Genomic DNA, 17,853 nt, shown 5'->3' with positions numbered 1-17,853 from the left:
CCGGCCGGACCGGAACACGTGACACCGCGGCGACTTGGCGTGTGCATGCTCTGCTCGCACCGCCAGCATCCGCTCCCTCCCCCACACCGGAGGTCCCACGTGCCCGGCAGTACCAGCACTGTTCCCGTCCGCACCCACGGTCCCGTCCGCACCCGCGGCAAGGCGTTCCTCTCGGCGCTCGCGCTGACGGCCGCCGCCGCGGGCAGCTGGCTCGCGCTCGGCGGCGGTTCGCCCGCCCACGCCGCGGCGACCGTACCCACCCCCGACCACACGATCGTCGTGGTCTTCGAGAACCACGCGTACAGCCAGGTCATCGGCTCCTCCAGCGCGCCGTACATCAACAGCCTGAAGTCGGGCGGCGCCAACCTGACGGCCTCGTACGCCGAGACGCACCCCAGCCAGCCCAACTACTTCGCGATGTTCTCCGGCTCCACCCAGGGCATCACGGACGACAGCTGCTACACACCCGGCTTCTCCTCCGCCCCGAACCTCGCCTCCGAGCTGATCGCCGCGGGCAAGACATGGGGTAGCTACAACGAGACGCTGCCGAGCCAGGGTTCGACGACCTGTTCCTCGGGCGACTACGCCCGTAAGCACAACCCGTGGTTCGGGTTCAGCAACGTACCGACGTCGTCGGCGAAGACCTTCGCGCAGTTCCCGTCGGACTACTCGACGCTGCCCCAGGTCAGTTACGTCGTGCCGAACCTGTGCAGCGACATGCACGACTGCTCGGTGGCCACGGGCGACACCTGGCTGAAGAACAAGCTGGGCGCGTACGCGACCTGGGCCAAGACCCACAACAGCCTCCTCGTCGTCACCTTCGACGAGGACAACCGGCTCAGCGGCAACAAGATCCCGACCGTGTTCTACGGGCAGCAGGTCACCCCGGGTGCCACGTCCTCGACGACGTACAACCACTACGACCTGCTGCGCACCCTGGAGGACATGCACGGCCTGACCTCGCACGCGGGCAACGCGGCGTCGGCCAAGGACATCACCGGCATCTGGACGTCCTGACATGTACGTAGCGGACTCTCGCGCGAGCGGTACGGCGCCGGTGTCCGCGGAGCCCGCCGTCCGGCCCCCGGCCGGGCGGCGGCGCGCCGTGGGTTCCACCGTGTTCGCGCTCGGCACGGTCAGTCTCATCACGGACGTGTCGTCGGAGATGGTCACGGCGGTGCTGCCGCTGTACCTCGTCGCGGGGCTCGGCCTGAGCCCGCTCGGCTTCGGGCTCCTCGACGGCGTCTACAACGGGTTCTCGGCGCTGGTGCGGCTGGTCGGCGGGCGGTTCGCGGACAGCGGCGGCGGGCGGCACAAGACGGTGGCGGTCATCGGCTACGGCCTGTCCGCCCTCTGCAAGCCGCTGCTCCTCGTCGCCGGGACGCTGCCGCTGATCGGCGCGGTGCTCGCCGCCGACCGCACGGGGAAGGGGCTGCGCACGGCGCCCCGTGACGCGCTGATCTCCCTGTCGAGTACGCCGGAGGGGCGGGGCCGCGCCTTCGGTGTGCACCGGGCGATGGATACGGCGGGGGCGCTGCTCGGTCCCCTGGTGGCCTTCCTGATCCTGCGGTGGACGGTGAACGGGTACGACGCCGTGTTCACGGTGAGCTTCTGTGTGGCGCTGCTCGGCGTCGTGGTCCTGCTCCTCTTCGTCCCCCGAGCCAATCGGCAGGCGCCCCGTGAGGGGCGCGGGGAACTGCGCGACCAGCCACCCACCACCCGCACCCGGCAACGAACGAGACCCTCCCGAGCTCTCGTCCGCATTACCTTGTGCGCAACCCTCCTAGGCCTCGCAACGGTCAGCGACGCCTTCGTCTACCTGGTCCTCCAGCGCCAACTGGGCGTACCGGAAAGCTGGTTCGCCCTGCTCCCCCTGGGCACGGCCGCCGCGTTCCTGCTCCTCGCAGCACCGCTGGGCCGCCTCTCGGACCGGATCGGCCCCTGGCCGGTGTTCGTGGGCGGCCACGTCGCCCTGCTCACGGTGTACGCACTGCTGCTCACCCACGCGCACACACCGGCCCTCCCCTACCTCGTCCTCCTACTGCACGGCACGTTCTACGCGGCGACGGACGGCGTCCTGATGGCCGCCGCATCGGCAGGCATCCCGCAGGAGCGCCGGGGTTCCGGCCTCGCGGTCGTCCAGACCGGGCAGGCCGCGGCCCGGTTCGGCTGCTCCCTCGGGTTCGGCGCGGCCTGGACGGCGTGGGGCGACCGGACGGCGCTGTCCGCCGCGGCGGTCCTGCTGGCCGTCTGTGTGGCGGCGGCCTGTGTTCTCCGACCGGTCCGTACGAAAGCGAGCACATGACGACCCGCAACAAGCTCATGGTCCTGATCGCGGCGGTCCTCGCCCTGGCCGCGGTGGCCACCGGCGCCGTCCTGCACGCGCAGGCCCGCGCCGTCCGCCTCGACCGGGCCCATCCCGGCGGACCGGCCGTGACCACGGGCGAGGTCCGGCTCGGCACCGGCGGGCACCGGCTGGTGTTCCGGAACATGGCCTGGGGCCCGCACCGCGACGAACTGGCGACCACCCCGGCGAACGCGCCCTCGGGGCCACGCCGGGCGACCGCCACCGGCCTCAAGTGCCTGCGCTTCTACGCCGCTTCGGGCACCGGCATCTGCCTCCAGGCCGTCCACGGCGCCCTCTCCGACACCTACCGCGCCACCCTCCTGGACGCCGGCCTGCACGAGAAGGCCCACTACCCCGTCCCCGGCATCCCCTCCCGGGCCCGGGTATCGCCGAGCGGACGGTACGCGGCATGGACGGCGTTCGTCGGCGGCGACAGCTACGCGGGCACGAACTTCTCCACCCGCGCGGCGATCCTCGACACCTCAACGGGCAAGCTGACGCCGACACTTGAGACGTACCGCATCGTCAAGGACGGCCACCCCTACCGGGCCGCCGACGCGAACTTCTGGGGCGTCACCTTCGCCGCCGACGACCGTCACTTCTACGCGACGCTCGCCACGCACGGAAAGACGTACCTGGTCCGCGGCGACCTGCGCACGCGGACCGTCACCACCCTGCACGGCAACGTCGAGTGCCCGTCCCTCTCCCCCGACGGCACCCGGATCGCGTACAAGAAACGCGTCGACGGACTGCCCGCCGACGCCCCCTGGCACCTCTACGTGCTCGACCTGGCCACGATGCGCGAGACCTCACTGGCGGAGTCCCGCAGCGTCGACGACCAGGCGGTCTGGAGCGACGACGCGCACGTGACGTACGCGCTGCCCGGCGACTACGGAGCCGATCTCTACAGCGTCCCGGCGGACGGCACGGGCGCACCGCGCAGGCTCCTTACGGCGGGCGTCTCCCCCGCATACCTTTGACCGATGGAGATGACACTCGAAGTGATCCCCCTGCCCGTCTCGGACATCGACCGGGCGAAGTCCTTCTACGTCGACAAGGTCGGCTTCCACTGCGACGTGGACCGGGAGGTGATGCCGGGCTCCCGGATCGTGCAGCTCACCCCGCCCGGCTCCGGGTGTTCGGTGGTGCTGGCGGCGGGCGTCCCGATCCCGACCGGCACCCCGACCCCCGGCACGTACCACGGCCTGCAACTCGTGGTCAGCGACATCAAGGCGGCCCGGGAGGAGCTGACCGGCCGGGGCGTCGAGGTGTCGGAGCCGGTGCAGTTCGGGACGGACGACGGCGGTACGTTCATGTACTTCTCCGACCCGGACGGGAACGGGTGGTCGGTGCAGGAGTACCGCAGGCGGGCCACCGTGCCGCTGCGGGACGCGATCACCCCCGCGCCCTGACGGTCGCGGTCAGCCGGCCGCCTGCTTGACGAGCGCGGCGATCCGGGCCTCGGTGTCGGGCGTCAGTTCCGTGAGGGCGAACGCGGTCGGCCACATCGTCCCGTCGTCCAGGGCCGCCGCGCCGTCGAAGCCGAGGGTGGCGTAGCGCGCCTTGAACTTCGCGGCGGGCTGGAAGAAGCAGATCAGCTTGCCGCTCTTGCCAGGCTGGGCGTAGGCGGGCATGCCGTACCAGGTCTTGGCGATCAGGTGCGGCGCGTTCGCCTTGACCAGGGCGTGAATGCCCTCGGCGAGGACCCGGTCGGTGCCCTCCATCTCGGCGATCTTCGCGAGGCAGTCGGCCTCGGGGTCGGCCTTGGCCTTGCCCCGGCCGCCCTTGGCCTCCTTGGCGCGCTCCTTCATCGCGGCCCGCTCCTCGGCCGAGAAGGCGCCCTGCTGTCCGGTGCTCGTGCTCGCGCTCATGATCTCTGCCCCTCCAGGGTCGTGTGGTGTCGCAGAATCGCGGCGCGCTGGGCGCGGCGCGCGGTGACGTACGCGTACGGGGACCTGCCGTAGGCCGCGGTGAACTCCCGGCCGAGCTGCCGTCCGGGCAGGCCGACGGCGCGGGCCAGCGCCTCGACGTCCAGCGGCCGGGCGCACTCCCGGTCGATCCGGTCGCGGACCCGCCGCAGCCGGGCCAGGTCACGCAGGTGCTGCGCGGTGATGAGGGCCTGCCGCCAGCCGGGCGGGCACATCGCGGCCTCAGCCCTTGCCGGCGGAGCCGTCGGTCTCCTGGATACGCACCATGTTCCCGGCGGGATCACGGAAGGCGCAGTCCCGCACCCCGTAGGGCTGCCGGGTCGGCTCCTGCACCACCTCGGCATCGGCGGCCTGCACCTTGTCGAAGACCCCGTCGAGGTCCCGGGTGGCCAGCATGATCCACCCGTACGTCCCCTTGGCCATCATCTCGGTGATGACCCGCCGCTCGTCATCGGTGACGCCGGGATCGGCGGCGGGCGGCGCCAGCAGGATGCAGGTCTCCGGCTGATTCGGCGGCCCGACGGTGATCCACCGCATCGCCCCCTGCCCGACATCACTGCGCACCTCGAACCCGAGCACGTCCCGGTAGAAGACGAGGGAGGCGTCGGGGTCGTCGTGCGGGAGGGCGGTCGTATGAATGGTGAGGTCCATGAACCTCAAGTTAGCGGCGGCGCCGGGGCATCGCTTCTCGAATCCTGATCGGATCCGAGAGCCGAACGAATGGAGGCCTACGGTCCATTGGTGAACGGACCGTCGGCTTCTGCGGCGGCACCACGCGGAGGCACTCGGCGGCCCGTGCGTGGACGAATCGACAAGGCCCCGTGCCTACAGCCCGCAAAAGCCCCGTGAGCCACACCGTCGGCACCGGACTCGGTAGCGCGGCTAGGGCCACAACAGCGCTCCGAAGCCGAGGAGATAGGCCGAGCCGAAGATCAGCGGCACCCACATCTCCACCAGGCTCAGCGGCACGTAGAGCCGCCAGTCCGCGCCCTCACCGAGCGACCGCCACTCCGCCCTGGAGAGGGCCATGGCGGGCAGCCGCTCCTCCAGGGAAGCGATGACTCGGTACTTGGCGCTGTTCAGTTGGCGGTACGACCGGACCGTGATCCACCAAGCGGCGCACTGGGCCAGCACCACGAGCAGCCCCGCCGTCACGGACCAGCGGGGTGCTGCGGACAGGCGGCCCCCTCCGGACACGGCGAACGCGGCAATCAGTCCGCTGTTCACAGTCAGGAAGAAGGTGTTCGCAGCATTGCGCCGGGCACTGACCCGGTCCGACATCTCGACGCACAGCTTGTACTGCTCCAGCACCGCCGCTCGGTAGTGCTGCCCCTCGGCGTCGTACGTGGAGGGGGTGATGGCGGTGTTCCACAGGTCGTCTCCGGTACCCGTCACCGGTCCATTGTGGTCCGGCGGCCGGTCACGACGAGGCTGAGGAGAGGGAATACGCCAAGCTGCGGATCGCGCCTGGACGGCCGTGCACGGATATGGACCGTCCGGCCTCCCGCCCCCTCATCCGGCATACCGGCGCATGTCAGGATGCGCCATGATCCGAGTCATGCTGTGCGGCGCCGCGGACACGAGTCGGGTGCAGGACGAGTTCGTCCGGACCGTCACAGACTTCGGTGGCGTTTCCTGGCACTTCCTCGACGGCACGGTGAACTACATCAACTCCGCCTCGTCCGACTGGGAGGAGAACTCCCGGGCCACGGTCCAAGAGGCAGACGTGTGCGTGTTCGTCATCGTGGAGGAGATCGGACGCATCACCTGGGAGACCGAGGTGACCGCGGCGCTGCTGGCCGGCAAGCCGTTCCTGGTGCTCTGTCTGCACGCGACATACCAGCGGTACCTCGTTCTGAACGCCGCGTTCCGCCCGCCCGCAGCACTCGACCTCCTCCCGGAGAACGAAAGGGATCTGGTCAGGACCCTGCGTGAGATCGAGCAGGAGAGGCGACTGACCGCCGTCCCCTTCGACCACGGAAGGTTCGGGGAGATCCTGCGGCGGGAACTCTCCAAGCTCTTCGACATCGCCCTGGGGCAGATGGAGGAACGTAACCGGAGGAAGTCGATCCGGCCGTTGCTGAACGATCCTGCGCGGCTCACCGTGACCGATCTGAGGGCGGCCCAGGCCATCGCCGTCGACGAGTGGGAGGACAAGCAGGTCCGCAAGGTGGCGCTGCGCGCACTGGCCGCCCGTCGGGCACTGGATGCGGAGGCACTGCACTCACTGCTGGCCAGCAGCGAGCAAGGCGTCCGGCGGATGACGGTGGAGTTGCTGGCCGATCTGCATCCCGTCCGGCCGCCCGACCCGGATCTGCTGGAGCACGTCGTGGCCGTGGCCAATTCCTCCGACGATGTGGGTGTCCACCGACGCCTCATCCCCGTCCTGCTGGCCATGGACCTGCCGAGTGGGATCGAGGCCATGACCTTGCTCGAACTCGAGGACGTCGGCAGTAAGCGCAGGCTGGCCGCGGCTCTCGAGGCACATGAGGACGCCGTTGCCCGCCAGGGGCTTCAGGCCGCGGTCACGGCACTACTGGAGAGATGCCTCTCCCAGACATCCGAATCGGACTGGAAGACCCGCTGCCGTGCCTACCTCGCGCGCCTGGGTCTCGAGCCCGCACCACCCGGTCCAGAGACCTGAGCACATCCCCGTCACAACACTGGAGGCACCATGGGATTCTTCGGACGGCGCCAGCAGCGGCAACCTGCACGGCCGCCCGAATACATCGGGCGCAAGTTCCACTCCGACGCGGGCGTCGAATCGTCGCTGACCAACTTCCGCACCGCACTGAGTCAGCAGATGGGATCGGAGCCGGTAGTGACCCCGGCGCGGTGGACAGGACCGGACCCGGCCCCCGAACAGGTCGTCGCCGCCCGCACCGCCCAGGGCACGGCCTACCTCGCGCTCTGGGCCGATGGGGCGATGCACTTCGTCGCCCCCGACTACCACCGGACGCCGACCCCGCCGCTGGTGGGCATGTGGAAGATGCGGGACAACTCCTTGCGCAGCACCGGCAGCGTCCAGGCGGACGAATTCGGAGTCGGCTGATCCTCTCCATGCGCCTGTGCCGGGGGCCTCATCGGGACGCGGCCCCGGCACAGGCGCGTACAAGCCAGCCTTCTACCGGTCCCGCGCCCCTTACTGGGCGCTAAAGCACCGGCAGATTCTTCCGCAGCTCGAACGCAGTGACCTCGCTGCGGTACTCCTCCCACTCCTGCTTCTTGTTCCGCAGGAATTGATCAGCGCTGCCGGCGGCCTGCGGCGATCCGCTGCGGAACCCTTCTGACCTGCTGAGCGACAGCCGTTAGTGGTCGTTGTTGGTCGCTCCGAGCCGCCCTTAGACGGCCCAGCGACGGCCCAGCGGAGCCCCACCCCAACAACACCGGCAGATTTACACTCACCCCCAGATCGGACAACAGCACGGGACTCGACCTGCGGAAACCTCGGCGCTCCATGCCCAGGCTCAGCCCACCGTCCACAGCTCGTCCACTGGGCGGCATGGCTGGACCCTGGCGCAACTATCTCTAGTTAGCTAGAGTTTTCACATGAGCTACCCGTTCAGGGTTACCGACGCGACGGTCGACGTTGTCGAAACCCTTCTCTCCGGCGACGAAGAGCTCTACGGCTTGAAGATCGCCAAATTGACCGGCCGCGCCAGCGGCAGCGTAGTCCCCATCCTCATGCGGCTCGAAGGCTGTGGATGGGTCCTCAGCGAGTGGGAGCAGGATTCAGCCGCCCGGGGCCCCCGCCGTCGCTTCTACCGCCTCCACGCCGACCGCATCGGCGACGCCAGGCAGTTGGTGAACGAGAGGGGCAAGAGTTCACGCAAGCGCCTGTCGAGCATCCTGCGCCCTGGCTTGGGGGGCGCCCAGTGAGTACCCAAGAGGCCCTGCTCTTTCTGGGCACCGCGGTGGTTTTGCCACTGTTGCTGACCGAACTCGGCGACTGGTCCCCCGCACTCGCCAGACGACTAGCCCGGTGGACTGCACGGAGGCTTGGCGATAGCGCTGCATCAGATCGGTACACGGAAGAGTGGACCGCGGAGCTTGAACACCTCCCAGGGAAGATGTCACACCTCCTGACCGCCCTGAGCTACCTGGCGGCTCTACCGCGCATCCGCTGGTCACTGCGAGCAGTCCGAAACACAACCCGGGCAAGGCCAAGCCTTGATGACCTGCTGCCAACCGGGCGGCCTCGCTACTGGAACCGCGACGCCGCGACGTTTCGCTGGGCGGGGCAAGCGAGGGCATGCTCCGAACTGATGTCAGGCATCCTCAACGAGGAACCGAGGGTACGGAACCGCTCACACTTCCTCATCGGCCCCCCGGGCTGCGGAAAGACGACAGCCACGCATTGGGTGTACAAGTGCCTCGACCAAGCCGGGAAGAAGGTCACATACGTCAGTGCCCCCGCGTGGACAGTTGCAAGCCGCCCAATCCACGTCAGCTCCCAGATGCGGGACCGGCTGGTCCACGCATCGCAAGAACTCGACCTGCTCATCGTTGACGAAGCTGACGCGGTGACTGTTGAGGCCCTGCAGTCCCTTCGCTTGAACTGCCCAGTGCTCATCGTCGGAAGGGCACCCGGCGAGCTAGACGCTCTCACCCACCTCCCTTCAGACGCGGGCGTGGTGGTCGATTTGACTCCAGAAGGAGGCACTTGGCCTGCCAGGGCTTCGGCAAAGTTGCGTTATGCCCAGTTTGTGATCATGCGGCCAGCTGGCGGGGTGCCCGGGAGCGGCTAGCTTTCGGGTGATGCAACGCGATCGAGCCAGGCCGCGCCGAGATCGGTCAGGCGCCATCGCGGGCCGGTCCCGCGCGGCTCGGTGTCGTCTTCCTGAATCAGGTGCTGATGTGCGAGATAGCGCAAGTCGATGAGGATGCCGGTCTCGATGTGGGCGCCACGCCTTCCGAGTTCCAGGTCGATCGACCGCGTGTCCCAGCGTCCGTCCCCATCGCGGACCACTTCCAGGTATGCACGGGTCGGGATGCTGTTCACCCTTGCCACCCTATGTCGCTTCTCTTGAGCGCGGCGAGGCGATTCCTGCTCAGGCGAGTCCGAGCAGTCCGAGCGGGCGCTTGGGGTTGCGGGCGTTGTGACGCAGGGCAGTGGCGATGTCATTCACCCCGGCCAGCCTCAGGGCTCCGATGGCGAGATTGCGGCAGGTAGCCATGGCCCGGGGCGCGTTGCCGGTGCGCAGTTGCGAGGCGTCCTCGGCGAAGGTGGTGTCCCTGACATGGTGCAGGGCCTCGACTTGCCAGTGGCCACGTATGAGCTGTGCTAGGTAGGTGGGTGTGGTGTGTTCGGCGGCCAGGCTGGTGACGGCATATACGGTCTTGATCGTCGTGGTGCCGGTCTTGCGGTCGGTGCGGCGGCGCTTGACCTGGATGGCCTGCCGGGCTCCGGGGAAGTGCAGGTTGCTCACGGTGGCCGCCTTGATTCGTCGGATCTCGGACCGCCCGTGGCCGCTGTTGCGGGTGCGGCCCTGGAGCGGGATCTCCTTCCACGGAAGGGTCTTGAGCTGCTTGCGGAGAAGTTTCTGGTTGCCCTTGGCGATCACGATGTAGTGGGCCCCGCGCCCCAGGAGGTAGTCGGCGTGCTCGCACTGGGTGTGCATGGCGTCGCTGGTGACCACCACGCCGGCCAGGTCGGCGACAGTGTCCAGGAGGGGCTGGAAGCGGGTGATCTCGTTCGTCTTGTCGCCGACGTCGAGTTGGGCCAGAACCAGACCGGTGGTGTGGTCCTGGGCGGCGAGCAGGTGGATCCTGCGGCCGCCGGCTCTGGCGGCTCCGCGCAGGCTCTTGCCGTCGACCGCCAGCGCCTGGAACCTGCCCGTAGCCGGGGTGCGACGGTCGGCGAGCCAACGGCCCACCTCCAGGTCGAGTGCGTCGCCGTCGATGCGGGCGAGAAGTCGGCGCACTGTGGTCTCCGAAGGCCGGGACCGCTGGACGTGCAGTGGGTCCAGCCGCACTCCCATGCGTTCCAGGACGTGCGGCGGGGCATCGGCGATCCACTCGCCCACCGCCAGCAGCGAGGTCGCGCCGGTCAAAACCGCGCATGCGACTAGAGCGAGCACCGCGGCCAGCGCGTGGCGCACGCCGCGCGGGTCACGGGGATCGGGTATCCCGGACAGCCGCTCCAGTAGGCCGGGCAGCTCCTCAGATGCGAGCCCGCTGTGCTCGCGGAGTTGGTCAAGGGCAGGCGGGATCAGCGATGATGCGTCGGCAGGCAAGGTCGTCCACTCGGATCACGGGGCGTAGGGAACTCCATGATCTTGGAAGTCGTGCCTGTCACGTTCCAGGCGCCTTCGAATTGACAGATCATCACAAACAGGGCGTCACGCGACTACGCCGAAGCCCTGCTTGGCCTGCTAGTTTCCTGTCGCCCGGCAGGTAGATCCTCGTGAACACCTGTCGGTCCGCTTAGCGGATCTTGCTGCGGCAGAAGCGCTCCGCTCCTGTCCGCGCTGCACTCCACCACGTACAGCGCGGACAGACGCTGGCGCCGAACGATCCAACGGGCCCGCGCTTGCCCCAGGACCGCACAGACCGAGGGAACAACCTTCGGAACAGATACATCTTTGGGCGCGTCAGCACTCGGCTTAGCCCTAGGGTGGCGAGGCAGAGAGTTGGGTTACGCGCTCTTCCGCCGTACGCAATGGGCTGGTTCACTATGGATATGGCGTTGAAGCCGGTACCTATTACAGGTTCTGTCCTGGCTTGGACACGAGCCGAGGCCGGCATGTCTCCCGCAGCCCTGGCAGATGCCGTCGGGGCAAGCACAGAAGAAGTAATCGCCTGGGAGTCCGACAGGCGCAAGCCCAGCACAGGCCAGTTCAAGGAACTGGCTAAGAGGCTGGGACGTCCTGAGAGCTTCTTCTTCCTTGCCAGACCCCCGCAAATAGGTGACGCGGCGGTCTCTTTTAGAACAACTATAGAAAAGCTAGGGTCACCGGCATCCACGATAGAGGTCGGCAAAGAGCTTCGCTTAGCCCAGCGGGTTCAGAGGGTAGCCAGCTGGCTGCATAATCAACTCGACAGCCACGGCCCAAAAATTCCTAAATCGAGCACATCCGCCGCAGCTGCCAGCTTAGCTAAAGAGCTTCAACAGTGGCTGCATTGGGACCTCAACGTACAGCTGAATAGCACAGAGGCACAGGTAACTAAAGCTCTCCGCGGTCGCCTCGAAGAGCATGGCCTCATCATCCTGCACATCCCAATCGACACCGAGACGGGTGTCCGCGGATTCTCTCTACCGCACAGCACTACACCCGTGGTGGTAATAAACACCAAAGAGCGATACGGGGCACGTACATTCTCGTATATCCATGAACTTGCCCACCTCGCCCTCGGCGATGACTCGCTGTGCCTAGTCAAGACAGACGAGGGTGTGGAGCGTTGGTGCAATGAAGTAGCGGCATGCTTCCTGATGCCCGAGCATGACGTCCGGAGTTTTGTGCGCGCCCGGTACGGGGGCACCAAGATTTCAAGCCTTGAACAGGTATCCCCTGTCCGTAACCGATACAAAGTCAGCACGCAAGCAGCAGCCCTGCGGCTACATAAACTCAACCTCTCCGAACCTGGATTCTACCCATCAGTTCATTGGGCCATGGAAAGGAGAAAGGGCGGAGGATCCAGCGTCGAGAACGTTCGGACGAGGGATGTCGTGCGGCTCCAGACTTACGGGAGGGGATACCTCAATCTCCTCTTCGAGGCCAAGGCTTCTCGCAAGATTCCAGAGACTCAGGTTTTAGAGCTCCTCAAGATCTCTCGAAGCGAGCTTTCTAAGCTCGAATTTAACGCGCGGTCGAGCGTCGAGGGTGGATAACCGCTGCATCGTTGACGCGACTGCGCTTGTCGCCTCCAAATATTGCGTGCTCGAATCAATGATTCCAGAGCTATTCGACGAGTTGACTCCGAGGGCGTCCTCCGGGGAATTGGTGATCGCCAAGTCGGTACTTGAAGACGTCGAAATGATGGCCCGCGGCGAACCCATCCATTATTGGATGCAAGGTCTGAGCGTTTCGCTGAGTGATTCTGCCTACCTTCAAGAAAAGACATGGTTCATGAGGGTCGTCCAACTAAAGTTCGGCTTCGAAGAAGGCATATCAGACATGGAGGGGCGGGATCCCAGCCTGATAGATGTTATTGCCTTAGCGAGAAGGTGCGAATCTGAGGGTAGAGAGTTCACCTTGATCAGCGACGACACCACGGCAAACCCTCTGCGACCAAGTGCGGCCGACCTGTGCAAGGAATTTGGATGGGGCCGCCTCAACATGCACAGTTATATAGAGCAGATTCTCCAGCGGTCAGACATCTTAAGATAAGTGCACCAGATCTAGCGTGGCCGGCGATAGATAGTGAGTGATAGCCGGTGGAGCGTGACCATCGTGAGTTGCTAAAGAGTTAACTAAGGCGGCGCAAAATATTAGAAGCGCACGAGAAGGCTCGGCCACTCTCCATTTTCCATCGGTTCTTATAATGGGATAACTACTGCCGTCCATCAACAGACTCGGTTCAGTGAAGTCATCTGGAGGCTCCATGTACTGCCCCTCTACTCGCTGACCCTTTGCACGCAAATGCAGGTGGGCAACTCCGATTACATAGGCGGGAGCTCCCTGTAGAACGTCGCCGAAAACCTGCTCAAGAATCTCTTTGCGCCCACCCACCATGCCGGCGTCGATAACGCAGAATAGATCCGGCTTCTCTTCTTCACTAAGCTCAGCGAGATGCCTGGCGATCGTTTCAGGCTCCTGCGATGGCTTGTACCCCACCAGGTGAAAAAGCGGCAGGATAGGGGCCATGGAGGAGAGAGCCCGTAGACTGGCCCGCTTCTTCCCAGATTCTTGAATTTCCGCCTTATTGACGCTTGTCTTGACTTCTATGCAAGCACGAACATTTTCGACCGGAAACAGGACTTGTGTACTCTGTGCGAGAATCCCGGGTTCGTTGGCCTGGTCATAGACAATGATGTCTGTTTGTTGGGAGTAACTGTCAGCTCGATCTATCACCATGCCGGAGCCCACTCCATACCTTTTGGGTATTAGATTCTCCAGCAAGCGGGCCAGGGAGAGTTCGTTCTCTTTTCCCCGCTCCCCCCAGTGTTTGATCAGCCTATTGAAAACATCAACTTCAGCTTGCAGGCGCCGTAGCACCCCGTTCCAGTACTCCTCAACTACAGACACTTTCCCCCCGAGTTAACGCACTGGCCCCTCAACTCACGTTCAGGACTGAGCACTTGGATGCCTCTTTGGCACGCGGCCTCTGATCTGCGGCAGCGCGGCGGTCGTTTGCTGTTGTTAGTGATTGCCATCGGAGGGCCCACGGACGACCCGGCCATGCCCCGGAAGGCGCGAGCCCAGGGACCCGGACAAAGTGTCAGGGTCCCTCCGTTGTAGGTCCCTCACTCTGGTATCGGGGCGGGCAGAGGTCAATGCTCGCTACCAGCCTCATCAGTGGCTCTGTACCGTGAAACTGGCCCCTCACCACCAGTTGGAGGCAAGACGCAATGCGCGGTCTCGGAGATCACCTCAGCATCGGCGAGCGGATCGCGTTCTACCGCAGGCGTCGCGGCCACACGCAGGAGGTCTTGGCTGGACTTGTCGGCCGGAGCACCGACTGGTTGGCGAAGATCGAACGAGGGGACCGAAAGCCTCCCCGCGTCGACATGCTCGCCGAGCTGGCGCGCATCCTGCGCGTTCCGCTCGGGGACCTGCTCGGACAGACCGTACTCATGGAAGACGAACGGCAAAAGGACGACGTCCCTGCGGTGCGCGACGCCCTCATGAGCCCGCGCCGACTGTCCCGCCTGCTCTTCGGCCCCGAGGACGAGACGCAGTTCCCGACCCCCGCGCCGGTGGCTGTACGCGTGGAGCAGTCGTGGAATGACTACCAGGGCGGGCGGCTCGGCAGCGTCATCGCGGCCCTTCCGGGGCTGCTCCAGACCGCGCAGGAACTGGAAGAACGAGCGACACGGCGCGGAGAAGACCGCGGAGATTGCTGGGCAGTGTCCGCCCGCACCCACCTCAGATCATGACCCAACGTCGTGCATTAGCGCGCAGATCCACAGACTGCCCGAGTCGCGTGAGCTGAACGGGCCATGATCACTCGCCCCAGAGCAGTTCCAGCCCAAAGCCGCTCCGTTGCCCCGCTAGCCCTCGTCAACTAGGCAGAGTCGCAGGTGACCAACCTGAGTGATCCGTTCAGAACCGGAGTCAACACAGGTATGGCTGGGATACCATCCCGCTCACTCGTGTCGCAGGTTTGGGGAGGGCGGTACAGTGGAAACTGTACAGCGGACGACGTGCACCGACTGCAGCAGGATCAGTTACGAGCAGGGGACGGCACTCATGATCGAAGCTGCGCGGACAATGGAAGAGAGGTTCGAAGCAGACGAGTTCATCGCCGACTTAGAAAAGAATTTTAAACGGCGAGGAAACCTCCAAAGGCTCGCAGATATTGCCATCCGCCTGGAGGAGTTTGCAGAGAGTGGCACTCTTCGAGTGCCACTACAGTTGAATCATCTCCGCGACGAGGTATACGAGGTCAAGGCGGGGGACGTAAGACTGCCCTTCTTCTATTGTACCCATTTCACTGGTAAGACAGTGCGCTTGACTCACGGCTTTCTGAAAAAGTCAGAAAAGACACCCAGGAAGCACATCGACAAAGCATTTTGGGTCATGAGGAAGGATAGCGAAGCGCCATGAAAAACCTGTATGAGCGACTCGCCGCCACGGAAGACGGAGCGCGAGCACTGGCCTCCGCCCGCCTACGGTACGAGGCACTGGCTGTCATTCACGAGAGCCTCGAAGATTCCGGAGCCACCCAGACGGAACTTGCACGGCGTCTCGGAATTCGAAAGTCAGCCGTTAATCAAGTCGTGCACGGCGACGGCAACATGCGCGTTTCCACTCTAGCCGAATACTTGCACGCTTTGGGCTTCGAGCTGAGCCTTGCCAAGGCTGCAGCGGGCGCAGCACGAAAGCAAGTTCTAGCTAACCGTCCTCACACAGAGTGCGAGGACGAGGGCGAAAGTCATCTCGTGGAATGGGCCGAGGTTGTGGAACTCAAGGTCACACGAACAGTGGACCCGCCGGCCTGGGAAAAGGATTCCGATGAGACCTTCTCATGGAACAGCGTGGACGACTCCGTAGTTGAATATCGCATGGTGCAGGTGCAGTGAACATGTCAGAAATCACTCACGCCTCAAAGTCCACGGCTTCAGATAACTGGCTAAGGGACAACGCTCACCTATGCCAGGTTTCCACCAAGCGCCTAGGCGCCGAAAAAGTACGTCCCGGGCGAGCCGTCAAATGGGATTTCTCCCTCAAGAAGTCACTTGGCTTCAGTAACGACCACATCCACATCATCCTGTCCTGCAAGGCCACAGCCGAGAATAAATCAGAGAAACCCCTGGGCACGATTGAAGCCGAAGTGGTCGGTAATTATCAGATCGGTGAAGATCATCCAGATATCTCGGCATCAGAAGCGACGCAGTTCGGTGATGATGTTGGGGTTCGGGATGTATTCCCGTATTTGAGGCAAGCTCTTGACCTGATGGCGATGCAAGTTGGGCTGGGACGGGTAAAGCTCGATCCCCCGACCCCTTCGAATGCCGTCGGTGGAAAGGACTCTGCGAGTCAGTCGAAGGATCACGGGCCCGCCGAGGCCGACTGAGTACCTGGACCAAACAGTCGCTCCGTCGCTGTGCGCTCGAACTGGCATCTCTACAGCGAGCCCATACAGGGCTGGCCCTGATCGAGTGGATCCCGAACTCCCGATGCTGTCTCACACGCACGATCGAACTTCCGGACCGTCCAGGGGCCGTTGAAGGGCGCTCGGTGTCGAGCAAACCAAATGCTGACAACTATCGACAGCTCAGCATCAGGCCAGGACGCTGATCGCGTGGACGACCGCAGGCCACAGCCGTCGTGGCCGCACAGCGAATCGCTCCCGAACGCGCCCGCGCCGCTGGAGTAACGGAGGGCCCGGATCAACGGCCCGATCCGGCGCCACACGGCCCACAGACGGCCCAGGCGCACTCAGGCAGCCGAGAGGGCCCACGGTCGGCGACCGTGGGCCCTCATCAGGAAGCGTACGAGAAGTGCCCTGGCCTCCTCTTACAGCACCGGCAGGTTCTTCCGCAGCTCGAACGCCGTGACCTCCGAGCGGTACTCCTCCCACTCCTGCTTCTTGTTCCGCAGGAAGAAGTCGTAGACGTGCTCGCCCAGCGTCTCGGCGACCAGTTCCGAGCGTTCCATCAGGGCGATGGCCTCGCCGAGGTTCTGCGGGAGGGGCTCGATGCCCATCGCTCGGCGTTCGGCGTCGGAGAGGGCCCAGACGTCGTCGTCGGCGCCCGGCGGGAGTTCGTAGCCCTCCTCGATGCCCTTGAGGCCGGCGGCCAGGAGGACGGCGTAGGTGAGGTAGGGGTTGGCGCCGGAGTCGATCGAGCGGACCTCGACGCGGGCCGAGCCGGTCTTGCCGGGCTTGTACATCGGGACCCGGATGAGGGCCGAGCGGTTGTTGTGGCCCCAGCAGATGTACGAGGGGGCCTCGCCGCCGGCGCCCGCGGTGCGCTCGGAGCCGCCCCAGATGCGCTTGTAGGAGTTGACCCACTGGTTCGTCACCGCGGAGATCTCGGCGGCGTGCTTCAGCAGGCCCGCGATGAAGGAGCGGCCGACCTTGGAGAGCTGGTACTCGGCGCCGGACTCGTAGAACGCGTTCCGGTCGCCCTCGAAGAGGGAGAGGTGCGTGTGCATGCCCGAGCCGGGGTACTCCGAGAACGGCTTCGGCATGAAGGTCGCGTTGACCCCCTGCTCCAGCGCCACCTGCTTCATGACCAGGCGGAACGTCATGATGTTGTCGGCCGTGGAGAGCGCGTCGGCGTAGCGGAGGTCGATCTCCTGCTGGCCGGGGGCGCCCTCGTGGTGGCTGAACTCGACCGAGATGCCCATGGATTCGAGCATGGTGATCGCCTGGCGGCGGAAGTCCATGCCGACGTTCTGCGGGGTGTGGTCGAAGTAGCCGGAGTTGTCGGCCGGGGTGGGGCGCGAACCGTCCAGCGGCTTGTTCTTGAGCAGGAAGAACTCGATCTCGGGGTGGGTGTAGAAGGTGAAGCCGAGGTCGGAGGTCTTGGCGAGGGCGCGCTTGAGCACGTAGCGCGGGTCCGCGAAGGACGGCGAGCCGTCGGGCATCAGGATGTCGCAGAACATGCGGGCGGTGCCGGGTGCCTCGGCGCGCCACGGCAGGACCTGGAAGGTGCCCGGATCCGGCTTGGCGATCATGTCGGACTCGTAGACACGCGCGAAGCCCTCGATCGCCGAACCGTCGAAGCCGATGCCCTCGTCGAAGGCCTGCTCCAGCTCGGCCGGGGCCACGGCCACCGACTTCAGGAAGCCGAGAACGTCCGTGAACCACAGGCGTACGAACCGGATGTCGCGCTCCTCCAACGTACGGAGCACGAATTCCTGCTGCTTGTCCATCTTCCGCTTCCACCCATCCTTGCTGGTCAGGCCGCCTGCTCCCACGCCCACGGGCGCCATCGGGGGACCTCGAAAAGAAACCGTAAAAGGGCCT

At 65.3% G+C, this 17,853-nt stretch carries 21 protein-coding genes and 2 pseudogenes; 14 read left to right on the top strand and 9 right to left on the bottom strand.

Annotation, left to right across the window (positions count from 1 at the left end):
• The first annotated feature begins 183 nt into the window (after positions 1-183).
• The 4 genes from ACFVDP_RS35660 to ACFVDP_RS35645 are packed head-to-tail and all read left to right on the top strand — an operon-like array spanning position 184 to position 3,759.
• A complete protein-coding gene (locus tag ACFVDP_RS35660) occupies positions 184-1,017 on the top strand; it encodes an alkaline phosphatase family protein (protein ID WP_383499204.1) in 834 nt (277 codons plus the stop codon).
• Between the two features lies 1 nt (position 1,018).
• Positions 1,019-2,305 carry an MFS transporter gene (locus tag ACFVDP_RS35655; protein ID WP_383498957.1) on the top strand — a complete coding sequence of 429 codons (1,287 nt, stop codon included), beginning with the start codon at positions 1,019-1,021 and terminating at the stop codon, positions 2,303-2,305.
• Positions 2,302-3,327 (top strand): TolB family protein, encoded by a 1,026-nt coding sequence (locus ACFVDP_RS35650; RefSeq protein ID WP_383498954.1) that lies wholly within the window; start codon positions 2,302-2,304, stop codon positions 3,325-3,327. Before ACFVDP_RS35655 ends, ACFVDP_RS35650 begins: the two co-directional genes overlap by 4 nt.
• A 3-nt stretch (positions 3,328-3,330) precedes the next feature.
• Entirely contained in the window at positions 3,331-3,759 is a 429-nt protein-coding gene (locus ACFVDP_RS35645; protein WP_383498951.1) for a VOC family protein, read from the top strand.
• 9 nt (positions 3,760-3,768) lie between these two features.
• Here ACFVDP_RS35645 and ACFVDP_RS35640 read toward each other — a convergent pair whose 3' ends face one another.
• The 4 genes from ACFVDP_RS35640 to ACFVDP_RS35625 all read right to left on the bottom strand — a co-directional run bounded on the left by ACFVDP_RS35640 (position 3,769) and on the right by ACFVDP_RS35625 (position 5,670).
• Complete coding sequence (locus ACFVDP_RS35640; protein ID WP_383498948.1) at positions 3,769-4,218, bottom strand: iron chaperone; 450 nt, start codon at positions 4,216-4,218, stop codon at positions 3,769-3,771.
• Positions 4,215-4,490: a hypothetical protein gene (locus tag ACFVDP_RS35635; protein WP_383498946.1), complete on the bottom strand. Its 276-nt coding sequence runs from the start codon at positions 4,488-4,490 to the stop codon at positions 4,215-4,217. The genes ACFVDP_RS35640 and ACFVDP_RS35635 overlap by 4 nt, the downstream gene beginning before the upstream one ends.
• A 7-nt stretch (positions 4,491-4,497) precedes the next feature.
• Positions 4,498-4,926: a VOC family protein gene (locus tag ACFVDP_RS35630; RefSeq protein WP_383498943.1), complete on the bottom strand. Its 429-nt coding sequence runs from the start codon at positions 4,924-4,926 to the stop codon at positions 4,498-4,500.
• Positions 4,927-5,157: 231 nt separating this feature from the next.
• Positions 5,158-5,670, bottom strand: coding sequence for a hypothetical protein (locus ACFVDP_RS35625; protein ID WP_383498941.1), 513 nt, complete (start codon positions 5,668-5,670; stop codon positions 5,158-5,160).
• Between the two features lie 151 nt (positions 5,671-5,821).
• Here ACFVDP_RS35625 and ACFVDP_RS35620 point away from each other — a divergent pair, with 151 nt between their 5' ends.
• Together ACFVDP_RS35620 and ACFVDP_RS35615 are read left to right on the top strand one after the other, a co-directional pair.
• Positions 5,822-6,919, top strand: coding sequence for a hypothetical protein (locus ACFVDP_RS35620; protein ID WP_383498938.1), 1,098 nt, complete (start codon positions 5,822-5,824; stop codon positions 6,917-6,919).
• Between the two features lie 30 nt (positions 6,920-6,949).
• Positions 6,950-7,327 (top strand): hypothetical protein, encoded by a 378-nt coding sequence (locus ACFVDP_RS35615; RefSeq protein WP_383498935.1) that lies wholly within the window; start codon positions 6,950-6,952, stop codon positions 7,325-7,327.
• A gap of 100 nt (positions 7,328-7,427) precedes the next feature.
• Here ACFVDP_RS35615 and ACFVDP_RS35610 read toward each other — a convergent pair.
• Positions 7,428-7,520, bottom strand: a pseudogene (locus ACFVDP_RS35610) (glutamine synthetase); the annotation flags it as partial.
• A gap of 304 nt (positions 7,521-7,824) precedes the next feature.
• Between ACFVDP_RS35610 and ACFVDP_RS35605 the strand changes: the two are divergent.
• Both ACFVDP_RS35605 and ACFVDP_RS35600 read left to right on the top strand, forming a co-directional pair.
• A complete protein-coding gene (locus ACFVDP_RS35605) occupies positions 7,825-8,154 on the top strand; it encodes a helix-turn-helix transcriptional regulator (protein ID WP_383498932.1) in 330 nt (109 codons plus the stop codon).
• A gap of 191 nt (positions 8,155-8,345) precedes the next feature.
• Entirely contained in the window at positions 8,346-9,023 is a 678-nt protein-coding gene (locus ACFVDP_RS35600) for an ATP-binding protein (RefSeq protein ID WP_383499201.1), read from the top strand.
• On the opposite strand, the gene ACFVDP_RS35595 is transcribed toward ACFVDP_RS35600, so the two are convergent.
• On the bottom strand, positions 9,020-9,277 hold the full coding sequence (locus ACFVDP_RS35595; RefSeq protein WP_383498930.1) for a hypothetical protein: 258 nt from the start codon (positions 9,275-9,277) through the stop codon (positions 9,020-9,022). The two genes, ACFVDP_RS35600 and ACFVDP_RS35595, sit on opposite strands and share 4 nt — an antisense overlap.
• Positions 9,278-9,485: 208 nt before the next feature.
• Positions 9,486-10,376, bottom strand: a pseudogene (locus ACFVDP_RS35590) (ISAs1 family transposase); the annotation flags it as partial.
• A 581-nt stretch (positions 10,377-10,957) separates the two neighbouring features.
• Here ACFVDP_RS35590 and ACFVDP_RS35585 point away from each other — a divergent pair.
• On the top strand, positions 10,958-12,106 hold the full coding sequence (locus tag ACFVDP_RS35585) for an ImmA/IrrE family metallo-endopeptidase (protein WP_383498927.1): 1,149 nt from the start codon (positions 10,958-10,960) through the stop codon (positions 12,104-12,106).
• 46 nt (positions 12,107-12,152) lie between these two features.
• On the top strand, positions 12,153-12,605 hold the full coding sequence (locus ACFVDP_RS35580) for a hypothetical protein (RefSeq protein WP_383498924.1): 453 nt from the start codon (positions 12,153-12,155) through the stop codon (positions 12,603-12,605).
• On the opposite strand, the gene ACFVDP_RS35575 is transcribed toward ACFVDP_RS35580, so the two are convergent.
• The gene (locus ACFVDP_RS35575) at positions 12,597-13,463 is read right to left on the bottom strand and encodes a DUF6602 domain-containing protein (protein ID WP_383498921.1); all 867 of its coding nucleotides are present in this window, start codon (positions 13,461-13,463) and stop codon (positions 12,597-12,599) included. The genes ACFVDP_RS35580 and ACFVDP_RS35575 overlap by 9 nt on opposite strands.
• A gap of 323 nt (positions 13,464-13,786) precedes the next feature.
• Between ACFVDP_RS35575 and ACFVDP_RS35570 the strand changes: the two genes are divergently transcribed.
• The 4 genes from ACFVDP_RS35570 to ACFVDP_RS35555 all read left to right on the top strand — a co-directional run bounded on the left by ACFVDP_RS35570 (position 13,787) and on the right by ACFVDP_RS35555 (position 15,954).
• Entirely contained in the window at positions 13,787-14,314 is a 528-nt protein-coding gene (locus ACFVDP_RS35570; protein ID WP_383498918.1) for a helix-turn-helix domain-containing protein, read from the top strand.
• A 313-nt stretch (positions 14,315-14,627) separates the two neighbouring features.
• Complete coding sequence (locus tag ACFVDP_RS35565; protein ID WP_383498916.1) at positions 14,628-14,984, top strand: type II toxin-antitoxin system RelE/ParE family toxin; 357 nt, start codon at positions 14,628-14,630, stop codon at positions 14,982-14,984.
• Positions 14,981-15,460, top strand: coding sequence for a helix-turn-helix domain-containing protein (locus ACFVDP_RS35560; protein WP_383498913.1), 480 nt, complete (start codon positions 14,981-14,983; stop codon positions 15,458-15,460). The genes ACFVDP_RS35565 and ACFVDP_RS35560 overlap by 4 nt, the downstream gene beginning before the upstream one ends.
• Positions 15,461-15,462: 2 nt before the next feature.
• Complete coding sequence (locus tag ACFVDP_RS35555; RefSeq protein ID WP_383498910.1) at positions 15,463-15,954, top strand: hypothetical protein; 492 nt, start codon at positions 15,463-15,465, stop codon at positions 15,952-15,954.
• A gap of 443 nt (positions 15,955-16,397) precedes the next feature.
• On the opposite strand, the gene glnA is transcribed toward ACFVDP_RS35555, so the two are convergent.
• Positions 16,398-17,759, bottom strand: coding sequence for a type I glutamate--ammonia ligase (gene glnA / locus ACFVDP_RS35550; RefSeq protein ID WP_383498907.1), 1,362 nt, complete (start codon positions 17,757-17,759; stop codon positions 16,398-16,400).
• Positions 17,760-17,853 lie beyond the last annotated feature (94 nt).

Origin of the sequence: Streptomyces sp. NPDC057694, assembly GCF_042799415.1 — a bacterium.
Classification (GTDB): domain Bacteria; phylum Actinomycetota; class Actinomycetes; order Streptomycetales; family Streptomycetaceae; genus Streptomyces.
Note: the sequence above shows the minus strand (reverse complement) of the source record. Positions and strands in the feature narration are given on the sequence as shown.